General features: G+C 71.7%; 13 protein-coding genes. All 13 read right to left on the minus strand.

Going from position 1 to position 14654, the window contains the following annotated elements; genetic code table 11:
* Positions 1–205: 205 nt before the first annotated feature.
* The 13 genes from ABIC61_RS01895 to efp are packed head-to-tail and all read right to left on the minus strand — an operon-like array spanning position 206 to position 14592.
* A complete protein-coding gene (locus ABIC61_RS01895; protein WP_354028607.1) occupies positions 206–2188 on the minus strand; it encodes a primosomal protein N' family DNA-binding protein in 1983 nt (660 codons plus the stop codon).
* An 8-nt stretch (positions 2189–2196) separates the two neighbouring features.
* Entirely contained in the window at positions 2197–3411 is a 1215-nt protein-coding gene (gene metK / locus ABIC61_RS01900) for a methionine adenosyltransferase (protein ID WP_354028608.1), read from the minus strand.
* 5 nt (positions 3412–3416) lie between these two features.
* The gene (gene rpoZ / locus ABIC61_RS01905; protein ID WP_071249552.1) at positions 3417–3680 is read right to left on the minus strand and encodes a DNA-directed RNA polymerase subunit omega; all 264 of its coding nucleotides are present in this window, start codon (positions 3678–3680) and stop codon (positions 3417–3419) included.
* 57 nt (positions 3681–3737) lie between these two features.
* Positions 3738–4652: a guanylate kinase gene (gmk, locus tag ABIC61_RS01910; RefSeq protein ID WP_144749636.1), complete on the minus strand. Its 915-nt coding sequence runs from the start codon at positions 4650–4652 to the stop codon at positions 3738–3740.
* Positions 4649–5536, minus strand: coding sequence for an orotidine-5'-phosphate decarboxylase (gene pyrF / locus ABIC61_RS01915; protein ID WP_354028609.1), 888 nt, complete (start codon positions 5534–5536; stop codon positions 4649–4651). Before pyrF ends, gmk begins: the two co-directional genes overlap by 4 nt.
* On the minus strand, positions 5533–8811 hold the full coding sequence (carB, locus tag ABIC61_RS01920) for a carbamoyl-phosphate synthase large subunit (RefSeq protein WP_354028610.1): 3279 nt from the start codon (positions 8809–8811) through the stop codon (positions 5533–5535). Before carB ends, pyrF begins: the two co-directional genes overlap by 4 nt.
* Positions 8811–10010, minus strand: coding sequence for a glutamine-hydrolyzing carbamoyl-phosphate synthase small subunit (carA, locus tag ABIC61_RS01925; RefSeq protein ID WP_354028611.1), 1200 nt, complete (start codon positions 10008–10010; stop codon positions 8811–8813). Before carA ends, carB begins: the two co-directional genes overlap by 1 nt.
* The gene (locus ABIC61_RS01930) at positions 10010–10552 is read right to left on the minus strand and encodes a PH-like domain-containing protein (protein ID WP_097178993.1); all 543 of its coding nucleotides are present in this window, start codon (positions 10550–10552) and stop codon (positions 10010–10012) included. The genes carA and ABIC61_RS01930 overlap by 1 nt, the downstream gene beginning before the upstream one ends.
* A complete protein-coding gene (locus ABIC61_RS01935) occupies positions 10549–11907 on the minus strand; it encodes a dihydroorotase (protein WP_354028612.1) in 1359 nt (452 codons plus the stop codon). The genes ABIC61_RS01930 and ABIC61_RS01935 overlap by 4 nt, the downstream gene beginning before the upstream one ends.
* A complete protein-coding gene (locus tag ABIC61_RS01940; protein WP_354028613.1) occupies positions 11904–12875 on the minus strand; it encodes an aspartate carbamoyltransferase catalytic subunit in 972 nt (323 codons plus the stop codon). The genes ABIC61_RS01935 and ABIC61_RS01940 overlap by 4 nt, the downstream gene beginning before the upstream one ends.
* Entirely contained in the window at positions 12872–13516 is a 645-nt protein-coding gene (pyrR, locus tag ABIC61_RS01945; RefSeq protein ID WP_502908776.1) for a bifunctional pyr operon transcriptional regulator/uracil phosphoribosyltransferase PyrR, read from the minus strand. Before pyrR ends, ABIC61_RS01940 begins: the two co-directional genes overlap by 4 nt.
* A gap of 24 nt (positions 13517–13540) precedes the next feature.
* Positions 13541–14017 carry a transcription antitermination factor NusB gene (gene nusB, locus ABIC61_RS01950; RefSeq protein WP_354028615.1) on the minus strand — a complete coding sequence of 159 codons (477 nt, stop codon included), beginning with the start codon at positions 14015–14017 and terminating at the stop codon, positions 13541–13543.
* Between the two features lie 11 nt (positions 14018–14028).
* The gene (gene efp, locus ABIC61_RS01955) at positions 14029–14592 is read right to left on the minus strand and encodes an elongation factor P (RefSeq protein ID WP_144749623.1); all 564 of its coding nucleotides are present in this window, start codon (positions 14590–14592) and stop codon (positions 14029–14031) included.
* Between the last annotated feature and the right edge of the window lie 62 nt (positions 14593–14654).

The following is a 14654-nucleotide window of genomic DNA, read 5'->3' on the forward strand; positions in this document are numbered from 1 at the left end:
GTGCGACGTCGGACTCGTCGTTCGTTGCGCACGCGCGCATTCGCGGACGCGCGGGAGCGACATCGCCGATGTCGTACGACGTCGGACTCGTCGTTCCGGGTCGGCGGGCGGACGGCGCGCGGGCGGCGCGCGGCGCGACGGGCGGCCTGGAGGCACGGTGCGGGTCCGCCTCGCCCCCGCGGACACGGGTGCGCGGCCGGCCGGGTCAGACCTCGCTGAAGGGCTCCGCGTCGTCGAGCCGCACCCGGAGCGCCGGCGCCGCACGACGTCGGTTCCCGCCCGGCAGCACCCGACGGGTCGACGACCGCCGGATCACCTCGGCCTTGAGCGTCGCCGCGACCTCGGCGCCGTGCGCGTACGGGAAGCGCACGATCGCGCGGACGGTCCCCGGGAGCGCGTCGTCCTCGACCGGCACGGGCCCGAGCACTGCGCCGGCGGTGAGCCCCTCGAGCGCCTCGACCGCGGCCGTCACGGCCTCGTCCGTACCGCTCAACGTCGCGACCCGGACCGCCGGTGGGAAGTGCAGTTCGCGCCGATCGACGAGTTCGTCGTGCGCGGGCCCGTCGAGTCGCCAGAGCGCAAGGGCCGTCGCGAGCTTGCCGCCGATGCCGACGAGGTAGGCCTCGGCCCCTGGCGCACCCTTCGCGGCGGCGTTCGTCCAGAAGCGCAGGACGTCCTCCTGCACGCGGAGCCCCTCGCGGGCGAGCATGCGTTCGCCGTCGAGCAGCAGGACGCAGGCGTAGCCGCCGGGCACGCTCGGCTCGGCCCCGCGGGTCGCGACGACGACCGACGGCCGGTCCGGGACCTCGTCGAGGGGTCGTGAGCCGTCGGCGACCACGATCCGCGTCCCCGGGAAGGCGCGCCCGAGCTCGTCCGCGGTGCGCTGGGCTCCCTGGCCGACGGGCTTCACGGTGCCGTTGCCGCACGTCGGGCAGCGGAACCCGACCGCGAGTGCGCCGCAGAACCGGCACTGCGGCGTCGCGCCCCGGTGCGGACTGCCGAGCGGGCCGCCGCAGATCCGGCAGTGCGCCCGCTCGCCGCACTCGGCGCACACCAGTCCGGTGCCGAACCCCGGGCTGGCGACCTGCACGAGGACCGCCCCGTGCTGGCTGGCCTCGCGCGCGGCACGCCACGCGGAGCTCGGGATGCGGGCCTGGGCGGCGTAGCCCTCCGCACCGGTCTGCTGGACGGTGGGGATCACCTTGGGTGTCTTCACCCGGTACGGCGTGACGTCCTGCAGCCAGTGCAGCTCGACCAGCCGTTGCACGTCGGTGCTCCGGGCGTGCGACAGGAACAGCAGCGCTGCACCGGACTGTGCAGCCCGGACGAGGGCGACGTCCCGGGTGTGCACGTACGGGGCACGCGGCTCGATGAACGAGGCATCCCCGTCGTCCCACATCGCGATGAGGCCGAGCTCGGTCGCCGGCGCGTACATCGCGGTCCGGTTGCCGATCGCGACGACCGCGTGGGTCCGCGCCTGGAGCAGGGCCTTGGCGCGCTGCCCGTTCGTCTGCTTGGCGTCGAACCGCACCACCCGTTCGGCGGGCAGCACCGCCAGCAGCGCCCGTTCGAGGTCGGTGACGTCGCGGAAGTCCGGCACGGCGATGACGGCGGACTGCTCGGCGGCGACGGTGTGCGCTGCTGCCTGGGCGAGCGTCGCGGCCCACCCCGGGACCCAGACCGGCGCGTCTGCGTCACCGAGCGCGACCGGGTGGGGGACGGCGGCGACCGCAGCGCGACCGTGGTCGGCGAGCAGTGCCTCCAGGACGCCGTCGGCGTAGCCGGTGACGGACGGGGCCTCGACCACCGGTGGCGACCACGACGTGTCGCGGGCCAGCCAGGCCTTCTCGGCACGGACCTGGCGCGTCGGGACGGCGAGCCGGAGGACGTCCGACGCGACTCCGGCGGCCCGGTCGGCCACGGCGCGGGCGAGCGTCCAGATCTCCGGGGCGAGCACCGGCACCGGGGAGACCACCGTCTCGATGTCGCTGAGCTCCCCGGGGTAGTCCCCCTGGTCGACGAGCTCGACGACGTACGCGTCGGACATCCGCGCACCCGTCCGGAGCGGGACCTTGACGCGGACCCCCGGCACGCAGTCGTCCTCGAGCCCGTCCGGCACCCGGTAGTCGAACAGACGGTCCAACTGCGGGAGCGGCGAGTCGAGGACGACGCGCGCGACGGTGGTCACGCGGTGGCTCAGACGGCTGCGGCGACGAGTCCTGCGGCGGCGCGGAGTTCCTCGACACGATCGAGCTGCTCCCAGGTGAACCCGGGGAGCTCGCGGCCGAAGTGCCCGTACGTCGCGGTCTGCGCGTAGATCGGACGGAGCAGGTCGAGGTCGCGGATGATCGCGGCCGGACGGAGGTCGAAGACCTGCAGGATCGCGGCCTCGATCGTGGCGTCGTCCACGTGACCGGTGCCGAACGACTCGACGTACAGTCCGACCGGCTTCGCACGGCCGATCGCGTACGCGACCTGCACCTCGAGACGGTCGGCGAGACCCGCGGCGACCGCGTTCTTCGCGACCCAGCGCAGGGCGTAGGCGGCCGAGCGGTCGACCTTCGACGGGTCCTTGCCGCTGAACGCACCGCCGCCGTGCCGGGAGGCACCGCCGTACGTGTCGACGATGACCTTGCGCCCGGTGAGTCCGGCGTCGCCCTGGGGGCCACCGATCTCGAACCGGCCGGTCGGGTTCACGATGACGTCGACGTGCGACGAGTCGAGGTCCACCTGGTCGAGGACCGGGCGGATCACGTGCTCGGTGATGGCGGCGGTGAGCTCGTCGAGCGTGACGGACGGCGCGTGCTGCGTGGAGAGCACCACGGTCTCGACGGTCTTCGGCACGACGCCGTCGTACCCGACCGTGACCTGGGTCTTGCCGTCCGGGCGGAGGAACGTCAGCTCGCCCGACTTGCGGACCGCTGCCAGGCGTTCGGCCAGGCGGTGCGCGAGCCAGATCGCCACCGGCATGTACTCGGGGGTCTCGTTCGTCGCGAAGCCGAACATGATGCCCTGGTCGCCTGCGCCCTGCCGGTCGAGCGGGTCCACGCCGGCGCCGGAGCGCGCGTCGAGGGACTCGTCGACACCCTGGGCGATGTCGGGCGACTGCGCACCGATGGAGACCTCGACGCCACAGGTGCGGCCGTCGAAGGAGACCTCGGAGGAGTTGTACCCGATGCCCGTGATGACGTCACGGACCAGCTTCGGGATCTCGACGTAGCCGGAGGTCGTGACCTCACCGGCGACGTGCACCAGGCCGGTCGTGACCATCGTCTCGACGGCGACGCGCGCGTGCGGGTCGACCGTGAGCAGTGCGTCGAGGATCGTGTCCGAGATCTGGTCGCAGATCTTGTCGGGGTGCCCCTCGGTCACCGACTCGGACGTGAAGAGGCGCAGGTTGCTGCTCGTCACCGCGATCAGTCGGCGGGCTGCTGCTGCTTGGTGACGGTGAGCTTGTCCTCGTTGATCTCGTGCAGAGCGACGGACAGCGGCTTGTCGTCGATCGTCGAGTCGACCAGCGGGCCGACGTTGTCGAAGAGCGAGCCCTCGTGCAAGTCGGCGTAGTAGTCGTTGATCTGCCGCGCGCGCTTCGACGCGAAGATGACGAGCGCGTACTTCGACTCCACCTTGGCGAGCAGGTCGTCGATGGGCGGGTCGATGATGCCCTGGGGGTTGGCCATGGTGTCTCCTGTCGACGGAAAGATCGGTCGCACCCGGCGGGGCGCAGGCGCGCCCGGCTAGGGCGCAGTGAACAAGTCTACGACCTCGCGTGCCGCAGTGCCGACATCGGAGTTCACGATGCGCACGTCGAACTCGTCCTGGGCGGCGAGTTCGACCTTCGCGGTGTCGAGCCGGCGGGCCTGTTCCTCGGCCGATTCGGTGCCACGACCGATCAGTCGGCGGACGAGTTCCTCCCACGACGGGGGCAGCAGGAAGACGAGGACGGCCTCCGGCATGGCGTCGCGTACCTGCCGGGCGCCCTGCAGGTCGATCTCGAGCATCACCTTGTCGCCGGCGTCCAGTGCGCGGTCGATCGGCGGGCGGGGCGTGCCGTACCGGTACGAGTTGTGCACCGTCGCCCACTCGAGCAGCTCGCGGTCGCGGACCATCCGGTCGAACTCGGCGTCGTCCACGAAGTAGTAGTGCACCCCGTCGACCTCGCCCGGGCGGGGCTTCCGGGTGGTCGCCGACACGCTGAGGTTGACGTCGGGGTACTGCTCCCGGATGTACGCGCTCACGGTGCCCTTGCCGACCGCGGTGGGCCCGGCGAGGACGACGAGCTTCGAGGAACCGCGCTTCCGACCGCGGGCCGCGAGCCACTCGGCGAGCTCCGAACGCTGCCGGGTGCCGAGGCCGCCGAGGCGCTTCGACGGCGCGATCCGCAGGTCCCCCATGATCGACTCGGCGCGCGCGGGGCCGATGCCGGGCAGGCTCGTCAGCAGGTCGCGGACCCGCAGGGACTTCTCCGCCGGGGCCTCGGCGTCCGACCACGCGGTGCGGGCGACGTCGAGCGCCGAGCGCTCCCCCGAGGCGACGGCGGCCTTCACCGCGGCCCGGGCGCGTCGTGCCGCCACCGCGGCCGCCGCAGCGGCGACACGGTCGACCTCCGGCGGGTTCCGGTGGGCGGGGAGGTCGTCGCGGTCCGACGTCATGCGGCCGCCCCCAGCGCGGCGCGGATGCGGTCGGCGCGGTCGGCGACGAGGGCCGCCACGCCGTCAGGTCCGTCGGAGAGCAGGCCGCGGGACTCGCTCACGAGCACCTGCTCCGCTCGCGCGCCGTACAGCGCACGGAGGTCCTCGATGCGGGCGCCCTGGGCACCGAAGCCCGGAGCGAGGATCGGCGACGTGCCGATGGTGTCCGCGTCGATGCCAAAGTCGTCGAGGTCGAGGGTGGCGCCGAGCACGAGCCCGACGTCCCCGAGGGGCTGGTCGCCGCCGGCCCGGTTGTCGTCTGCCACGTCCAAGACGATACCGGCAGCGACGCTCCGCCCCGCACGAGGCCCCTCGGCGAGCACGGCGGTCTGCAGCACGCGGGCCTCCGGGTTGCTCGTCGCGGCCAGCACGAAGACGCCGGCACCGTTCCGGCGCGCGACCTCGACCGTCCCCGCGAAGGAGCCGTACCCGAGGTACGGCGAGACCGTCATCGCGTCGGCCGCGAACGGCCCGTCGCGGTCCAGCCACGCGAGCGCGTAGTCGTCCCCCGTCGAGCCGATGTCGCCCCGCTTGACGTCGGCGACGACCAGGAGGCCCGCATCGCGTGCCCGACGGATCGTCGCGTCGAGCGCACGGTAACCCGCGACCCCCGCCGCCTCGAAGAAGGCGATCTGCGGCTTCACGACCGCGGCGCGGCCGGCGGCCGCGTCGACCAGGGTCGCGCCGAACGCGGTCAGGCCCTGCTCGTCGCGGCCGAGCCCCCACGCCGCCAGGGTGGCGGCATGGGGGTCGATGCCGACGCAGAGGGCGGAACGCGACCCGATGGCGGACGCGAGCCGGACGCCGAAGGAGGCCGGGCCTCCAGTCAGGGTCGTGGTGCTCACCAGGTCGCGCGCTCGAGCGCGTAGTCCTGCAGGCTCCGCACGCTGTGCGGCGACCCGATCGTCTCGATCGCCGCGACCGCGGCCCCGAGCTGCGCGATCGTCGTGAACAGCGGCTTGTCCGCCGCGACCGTCGCCGCACGGATCTCGTACCCGTCCGCACGACCGGCGGCACCCGACGGCGTGTTGATGACGATGTCGACCTCGTTGCGGGCCAGCAGGTCGACGACACTCTCGCCGCCCTCGCTGTACTTGCCGACGATCGTGACCTCGATGCCGTTGCGACGGAGTACCTCGGCGGTGCCCTCGGTCGCGGTGATCGTGAAGCCGAGCTGCTGCAGCCGGTGCACCGGCAGGACGACCTGGCGCTTGTCGGTGTCGGCGACGCTCACGAACACGGTGCCGCTCGTCGGGAGTCCGCCGTACGCGGCCTCCTGCGACTTGAGGAACGCGCGCGGGAAGTCGCGGTCGATGCCCATGACCTCACCGGTCGAGCGCATCTCGGGGCTGAGTACCGAGTCGACGACCTGACCCTCGCGGGTGCGGAAGCGGCGGAAGGGCAGGACGGCCTCCTTCACGGCGATCGGCGACTGCATCGGCACGAAGGCGCCGTCGCGGGCGGGCAGGAGGCCCTCGGCGACGAGCGCGTCGATGGTGGTGCCGGTCATCAGGCGGGCCGCGGCCTTCGCGAGGGGGATGCCGAGCGCCTTCGAGACGAACGGGACCGTGCGGCTGGCGCGCGGGTTCGCCTCGAGGACGTAGAGCACGCCCGCGCCGATGGCGAACTGCACGTTGAGCAGCCCCTGGACGCCGATCCCGCGCGCGATCTTCTCGGTCGCGTCGACGACGCCCTGGATCTCGGCACGGCCGAGGCCGACCGGCGGCAGGGTGCAGGCCGAGTCACCGGAGTGGATGCCGGCCTCCTCCAGGTGCTCCATGATGCCGCCGATGTAGAGCCGCTCGCCGTCGTAGAGCGCGTCGACGTCGATCTCCACCGCGTCGTCCAGGAAGCGGTCGACGAGCAGCGGGAGGTCCGGGCCGATGATCGCCTGGTCGGCCATCCGGTCGAAGTAGTCGGCGAGGGTCGCGGAGTCGTAGACGATCTCCATGCCGCGGCCGCCGAGCACGAAGGACGGGCGGACGAGGACCGGGTAGCCGATCTCCTCGGCCACCGCGGTCGCGCTGGCGAGGTCGTGCGCCGTGCCGTTCCGCGGTGCGAGCAGGCCCGCTTCGTCGAGGATCGCGGAGAACTGCCCGCGCTCCTCGGCGGAGTCGATGGCCGTCGGCGAGGTGCCGAGGATCGGGATGCCCGCGGCCTCGAGCGGCTTCGCGAGCCCGAGGGCCGTCTGGCCGCCGAGCTGCACGACGACGCCGACGAGCTCGCCGGACGCCGCCTCGGCCTCGATGACCTCGAGGACGTCCTCGGTGGTCAGCGGCTCGAAGTACAGGCGGTCGGAGGTGTCGTAGTCGGTGGAGACCGTCTCCGGGTTGCAGTTGATCATGATCGTCTCGAACCCGGCGTCGCTCAGCGCGAAGGACGCGTGCACGCAGGAGTAGTCGAACTCGACGCCCTGCCCGATGCGGTTCGGGCCGGAGCCGAGGATGACGACCTTCTTGCGGTCGCTCGGGGCGACCTCGGTCTCGGCGTCGTACGACGAGTAGTGGTACGGCGTCAGGGCCGGGAACTCGCCGGCGCAGGTGTCGACGGTCTTGAACACCGGACGGATGCCGAGGGCGTGGCGGGCGTCACGGGCGTCCTGCTCGGTGATCCCCCGCAAGCTGGCGATCTGGACGTCGCTGAAGCCGTGCTCCTTCGCCCAGCGCAGGGTGTCCGCGTCGAGGGTCCCGGCCGATCGAACCTCTTCCGCGACCTCGTTGATGAGGACGATCTGGTCGATGAACCAGGGGTCGATCTTGGTGGCCTCGAAGACCTCCTCCGCGGTGGCGCCGGCGACGAGCGCCTGCTGCACCGTGACGATGCGGCCGTCCGTCGGGATCGTCGACTTCTGCAGCAGGGCGTCCTTGTCGAGCTCGGCCGCCGGGGTGTCCCAGTGGAACGACGAGCCGCGCTTCTCGAGCGACCGGAGCGACTTCTGCAGCGCCGTGGCGTAGTTGCGCCCGATCGCCATGGCCTCGCCGACGCTCTTCATCGTCGTGGTGAGGGTGGCGTCGGCGGCCGGGAACTTCTCGAACGCGAAGCGCGGGGTCTTCACGACCACGTAGTCCAGCGTCGGCTCGAAGCTCGCCGGGGTGACGCGGGTGATGTCGTTCTCGATCTCGTCGAGGCGGTACCCGATGGCGAGCTTCGCGGCGATCTTGGCGATCGGGAAGCCCGTCGCCTTCGACGCGAGCGCGGACGAGCGGGACACACGCGGGTTCATCTCGATGACGATGACGCGGCCGTTCGACGGGTCGACGGCGAACTGGATGTTGCAGCCGCCGGTGTCCACGCCGACGCGACGGATGATGTCGATGCCGATGTTCCGCATGTTCTGGTACTCGCGGTCGGTCAGCGTCAGCGCGGGGGCGACGGTGATCGAGTCGCCCGTGTGGACGCCGACGGGGTCGACGTTCTCGATGGAGCAGATCACGACGGTGTTGTCGTAGTTGTCGCGCATCAGCTCGAGCTCGTACTCCTTCCACCCGAGGATGGACTCCTCGAGCAGGACCTCGGTCGTGGGGCTGGACTGCAGCCCGTCACCGACGAATCGGACGAGTTCTTCCTCGTTGTAGGCGAAGCCCGAACCGAGACCGCCCATGGTGAAGGACGGGCGGACGACGAGCGGGTAGCCGAGGTCCTTCGCGAACTCCTTCGCCTCTTCCAGCGTGTGCGCGATGTGGCTGCGGGCCACGTCGGCACCGGACTCGAGGACGAGCTCCTTGAAGAGCTGGCGGTCCTCGCCGCGCTGGATGGCGTCGACCTTCGCGCCGATGAGCTCCACGCCGTACTTGTCGAGGATGCCCTCGGCGTCGAGCTTGATCGCGGCGTTCAGGGCGGTCTGACCACCGAGGGTCGGCAGCACGGCGTCCGGCTGCTCGATCTTGATGATCTCCTCGAGCGAGGCGCTCGTGATCGGCTCGATGTAGGTCGCGTCGGCGAAGTCCGGGTCGGTCATGATCGTCGCCGGGTTCGGGTTGACGAGGATCACGCGGACGCCCTCGGCACGGAGGACGCGGCACGCCTGGGTACCGGAGTAGTCGAACTCGGCGGCCTGACCGATGACGATCGGGCCGGAGCCGATGACGAGGACGGAGTTGATGTCTGCGCGCTTGGGCATCAGTTCGCTTCCTTGGTGATGTCTGCTGCGGGGGTCGTGGCGTCGGCGGTGGCCGCGTCGAGCGGCTCCCCGTCACGACGCGCGCGCACCAGGTCCGCGAACCGGTCGAAGAGGTACATGGAGTCGTGCGGACCGGCCGCCGCCTCCGGGTGGTACTGCACGCTGAACGCGGGCACGTCGAGCGCGCGGAGGCCCTCGACGACGTTGTCGTTCAGGGAGTAGTGCGAGACCTCGACGCGACCGAAGCCGGCCGGCGACTCGAGGACCTCGCCGAGGGGCGCGTCGACCGCGAAGCCGTGGTTCTGGCTCGTGATCTCGACCTTGCCCGTGGTCGTGTCGAGCACCGGCTGGTTGATGCCGCGGTGCCCGAACGGCAGCTTGTAGGTGCCGAAGCCGAGCGCACGGCCGAGCAGCTGGTTGCCGAGGCAGATGCCGAAGAACGGGCGTCCGGTCTTCAGGCTCGCCTGCAGCAGCTCGACCTGGGCGTCGGATGCCGCGGGGTCACCGGGGCCGTTCGAGTAGAACAGCGCGTCGGGCGCGAGCTCCTCCAGCGAAGCCGCGGTGATGTCCTGCGGCACGACGTGCACCTCGAACCCGCGCTGCGCCAGGTAGCGCGTGGTGGAGGCCTTCACGCCGAGGTCGAGCACGGCCAGCCGGCCGATCTGCTCGCCGACCGCGGGGACCACGTAGGCCTCGGGCGTCGACACGATCGACGAGAAGCTCGCGCCCGCCATCGTCGCCTGCCCGCGGACCGCGTCCAGTTGCTCCGACTCGGACAGCGCCGCGTCGGCACCGCTGAACACGCCGCCCTTCATGGCGCCGGCGTCGCGGATCCGGCGGGTGAGCGCCCGGGTGTCGATGCCGGAGATGCCGACGATGCCGTCACGCACGAGGTGCTCGTCGAGCGACGCGTTCGCACGGTGGTTCGACACGACGCGGCTGGGGTCGCGCACGACGTAGCCGGCGACCCAGATGCGACGGGACTCGGGGTCCTCGTCGTTCACACCCGTGTTGCCGATGTGCGGCGCGGTCTGCACCACGATCTGCCCGGCGTACGAGGGGTCGGTGAGCGTCTCCTGGTACCCGGTCATGCCGGTCGCGAAGACCACCTCGCCGAGCGTGCGCCCGCGGGCGCCGTAGGCCCAGCCGTCGTACCGGGTGCCGTCCTCGAGGACCAGTACGGCCCGTTCGCGTGTCATCAGTTCGTCCCTTCGCCCGCGGTGTGCGGGTGTTCGTGCTTCGTCGACAGTCCCTGCAGGGCGACGAGCGCTGCTGCGTCGCCCTCCGGGAACCGGAAGTAGGTGTCGAGATCCGTCGCACCTGCGGCGCCGGTCGCCGTCCATCGCAGACGGACCAGTCCCCCGGGCTCGACCACACGGTCGATGGCCCACGTGGCACGGTCGGCGCCGCGGACGGCGTCGGCTGCGATCCACCGGTCGGGGGTGCCGGCGTGGTGCAGCACCACGCCGGTGTCGTGGACGGTCACGCCGCCACGGCCCCGGAAGCCGAGACCGCCCGCCGTGATCCGTTCGAGCGGCTGGTCGGCGCGGGTCGTCGCGACGGTGAACCCGTCCCACGCACCGGCCGCCGGTGACAGGTCGGCCGGGACACCGACTGGAGGCACGGCTTCCGCCTGCTTCCTGGCCCGCGTCCGCCAGGTGCGCGCCATGGCGACGAACAGCGCGACGACGAGGGCGAGGATGATCCCGCCTTCGAGCCAGCGCAGCGCATCACCGCTCATGCGGTCGCCGCCGTCCGGGTCGCGCGGGCGTGCCCGGCGATCGTCTCGGCGTCGACGAGTTCCCCCGCCAGGACCGTGGGGTACCCGTGGTGGAAGGTCGCGACGACACGGCCGGGCAGCTGCATGCCGAGGTACGGCGAGTTCTGCGACTGGCCCGCGAGGTCGGTGACCGCGAACTCCCGGCGGACCGACGGGTCGTAGAGGGTGATCTCGGCGGGGGCACCCTCGGCGATCCGCTGCCCGTGGCCCTCGACCTGCCCGATGCGGGCGGGTGCCTCGGACAGCACCCGGGCGACGTCAGCCCAGTCGAGCTGGCCGCTGTCGACCACGGCTGCGTGCACCACGCTCAGCGCCGACTCGAGGCCCACCATGCCGTTCGCCGCCGCCGGCCACTCGCAGCACTTCGCCTCGGCGGTGTGCGGGGCGTGGTCGGTCGCGACGATGTCGATCGTGCCGTCGGCCAGGGCGGCCCGGAGCGCGTCGACGTCCTCGCGGGAGCGCAGCGGCGGGTTGACCTTGTAGCGGGCGTCGTACCCCGGGGCGTCGTCGTGTCCGGCGATGAGGTCCTCGGTCAGCACGAGGTGGTGCGGGGTGACCTCGGCCGTGACGTCGATGCCGCGGGACTTCGCCCAGCGGATCACCTCGACGCTGCCGGCGGTCGAGACGTGGCAGACGTGCAGTCGTGCTCCGACGTGGTCGGCGAGCAGCACGTCGCGGGCGATGATCGCCTCTTCCGCGACGGCCGGCCAACCCGCGAGCCCGAGCTCCGACGACAGTCGGCCCTCGTTCATCTGCGCGCCGATCGTCAGCCTGGGCTCCTGCGCGTGCTGCGCGAGCACGCCGCCGAAGCCCTTGATGTACTCGAGCGCCCGACGCATCAGGAGCGGGTCGGACACGCACGAGCCGTCGTCCGAGAACACCCGCACCTTCGCCCGGCTCGTCGCCATCGCACCGATCTCGGACAGGTGCGTCCCCTGCAGTCCCTGCGAGACCGCGCCGATCGGGCGGACCGTGACGTACCCGGCGTCGTCACCGAGCGCCTGCACCTGCTCGACCACGCCGGCCGTGTCGGCCACCGGCGACGAGTTCGCCATCGCGTTCACGGCGGTGAAGCCGCCGGCGGCCGCGGCACGCGAGCCGGTGAGCACCGTCTCCGACTCCTCGAAGCCGGGCTCGCGCAGGTGGGTGTGGAGGTCCACGAGACCGGGCAGGGCGATCAGCCCGTCCGCGTCGACGACCGTGGCGCCGGCCGCGTCGAGACCGGACCCGACCGCGGTGATGCGCCGCGCCTCCAGACGGATGTCGGCACGCGTGCCGTCGACCAGCTGCGCGCCGCGGATGAGGTGGGCGGTCATGCGACGGTCTCCTTCGTTGCTGCGTTCGGTTCGGACCCTGTGAGGGCCAGGTAGAGCACGGCCATCCGGACCGACACGCCGTTCTCGACCTGCTCGACGACCGTCGAGCGCGGGTCGTCGGCGGCGACGCCGGCGATCTCGAGGCCGCGGTTCATCGGACCGGGGTGCATGATCAGGGTGCGCTCGTCCAGCCGAGCGAATCGACTCGCCGTGAGCCCCCAGTGCCGGGTGTACTCCCGCGGGTTCGGGAAGAAGGCGTCGTTCATCCGCTCCTGCTGGATGCGGAGCGTCATCACGACGTCCGGGTCCTCGGCGAGGGCGACGTCGAGGTCGTGGTGCACGGCGGCCCCGAACGGCGTCGTGGTCGCGGGCAGCAGCGTCGGCGGCGCGGCGAACGTCACGCTCGCGCCGAGGGTCCGGAGGAGCCACGCGTTGCTCCGTGCGACGCGGCTGTGCAGGACGTCGCCGACGATGAGCACGCGCACGCCGTCGAGGCCCTGGCCGCGGCTGCCGGCACCGTGCAGGCGACGGCGCATCGTGAACGCGTCGAGCAGCGCCTGCGTGGGGTGCTCGTGCGTGCCGTCGCCGGCGTTGACCACGGGGACGTCGATCCAGTCGGCGTCGGCGAGGACGCGGGGCGCCCCGGACGCGCCGTGCCGCATGACGATGCCGTCGATGCCCATGGCGCCGAGGGTCTGCACGGTGTCCTTGAGGGACTCGCCCTTCGAGACGCTCGAGCCCTTCGCGGCGAAGTTCAGGACGTCGGCGGAGAGTCGCTTCGCGGCGGCCTCGAACGAGATCCGGGTGCGCGTGGAGTCCTCGAAGAAGAGGTTCACGACCGTCTTGCCGCGGAGTGCCGGGAGCTTGCGGACCTCGCGGGTGTTGACCTCGGCCATCTCCTCGGCGACGTCGAGGATGTGGATCGCCTCGGCGCGGGAGAGGTCGGCGGTGGAGAGGAGGTGCTTCACGCGGTCCCCCCGTCGCTCTGCGTCTCGCTCTGTTCGATGACGACCTCGTCGGTGCCGTCGGTCTCGGTCAGGCGGAGGGTGACCCGCTCGTCGGAGGCCGTCGGCAGGTTCTTGCCGACGTGGTCTGCACGGATCGGGAGCTCGCGGTGCCCCCGGTCGACCAGGACCGCGAGCCGGACCGCACGCGGGCGCCCGATCCCCTGCAGCGCGTCGAGCGCCGCCCGGACCGTGCGGCCGGAGTACAGGACGTCGTCGACGAGCACGACGACCTTGCCGTCGATGCCGCTCGCCGGGATGGTCGTCCGGTGCGGGGCGCGACCGATGCCGTGCCCGAGGTCGTCACGGTGCATCGTGACGTCGAGCGTGCCGACGCGGTGCGACCGCCCGGGAGTCGACCCGTCCGCCCCGGTCACCGCCGGCTCGCTCGTCCACTCGGGTTCGATGTCCGACAGGATGCGGTCGAGGCGCTCGGCCAGGACGGCACCCCGTGTCGGGATGCCCAGGAGCACGAGGTCCGAGGCGCCGTGGTTGGCCTCGAGGATCTCGTGCGCGATGCGTGTCAGAGCACGCGTGATGTCGGGGTGCTGCAGAACCGTTCTGGTTCCCACGCCGACCTCCTTCCCCGCCTCACCGGACGGCATTAAAGGATGCTGACGTGGTCAACCCTACCGGGACTCCTGGTCCTCTGCGACCGTCCGACCGGACGGTGCACCGCTCGACTTCTCGCCGGGTGCGCGCCCGCCGGCGACCGCTCCGAGCACGCCGTTGACGAACCCGGCGGACTCCTCCGTCGAGAGCGACTGGGCGAGCTCGACAGCCTCGGCGATCGCCACGGCGTCGGGCACCTCGGGGTTGAACCGGAGCTCCCAGACGCCCATGCGCAGGATGCACCGGTCGAGGACGGGCATCCGGGCGATCGACCAGCCCTGCGCGTGCTCGACGATCACCTTGTCGAGCTCCGCGCGGTCGTCGTCGACACCCGTCACGATCTGTCGTGCGTAGTCCCAGCTGGAGGCGCGCTCCGGCTGGTCCAGGTGCCGCACGGTCTCGGTCGCGAGGACGTCCGAGATCGGCAGCTCCCGCACCTCGGCCACGTACAGCATGTCGAGGGCGCGCTTGCGGGCCTTCGAACGAGCACTCATACGGTCAGCGCCTAGGAGTTGACGCGGCCGAGGAAGCTGCCGTCGCGCGTGTCGATCTTCACCAGGGTGCCGCTCTCGAGGTACAGCGGGACCTGGATGCGGTGACCCGTCGCGATGATCGTCGCGTCCTTGGTGCCGCCGGACGAGCGGTCGCCCTGCAGGCCGGGCTCGGTCTCGACCTCGGTCACGATCGACGTCGGGAGCTCGACGTACAGCGGGTTGCCCTCGTTCATCGCGATGGTGACCATCGCCGACTCGAGCAGGAAGTTCTTGGCGTCCCCGACGACCGTCGCCGACACCGGGATCTGGTCGTACGTGTCGGTGTCCATGAACACGTACGAGTCGCCGTCCTCGTAGAGGTACTGGTAGTCGCGACGGTCGACGACCGCGGTGTCGATCTTCGCGCCGGCGTTGAAGGTGCGGTCGACGACCTTGCCCGACACGACGTTCTTGAGCTTGGTGCGGACGAACGCACCGCCCTTGCCCGGCTTGACGTGCTGGAACTCGACGACCGACCAGAGCTGCCCGTCGATGATGAGAACGGCGCCGTTCTTGATGTCAGTGGTACTGGCCATGAGTGTTCGATGTCCCGTTCGTCGTGTTGTGAAGGTCTGCGGGCGAGAACGCCCCGGACGAG

It is taken from the genome of Curtobacterium sp. 1544, from assembly GCF_040544915.1.
Classification (GTDB): Bacteria; Actinomycetota; Actinomycetes; order Actinomycetales; family Microbacteriaceae; genus Curtobacterium; species Curtobacterium pusillum_C.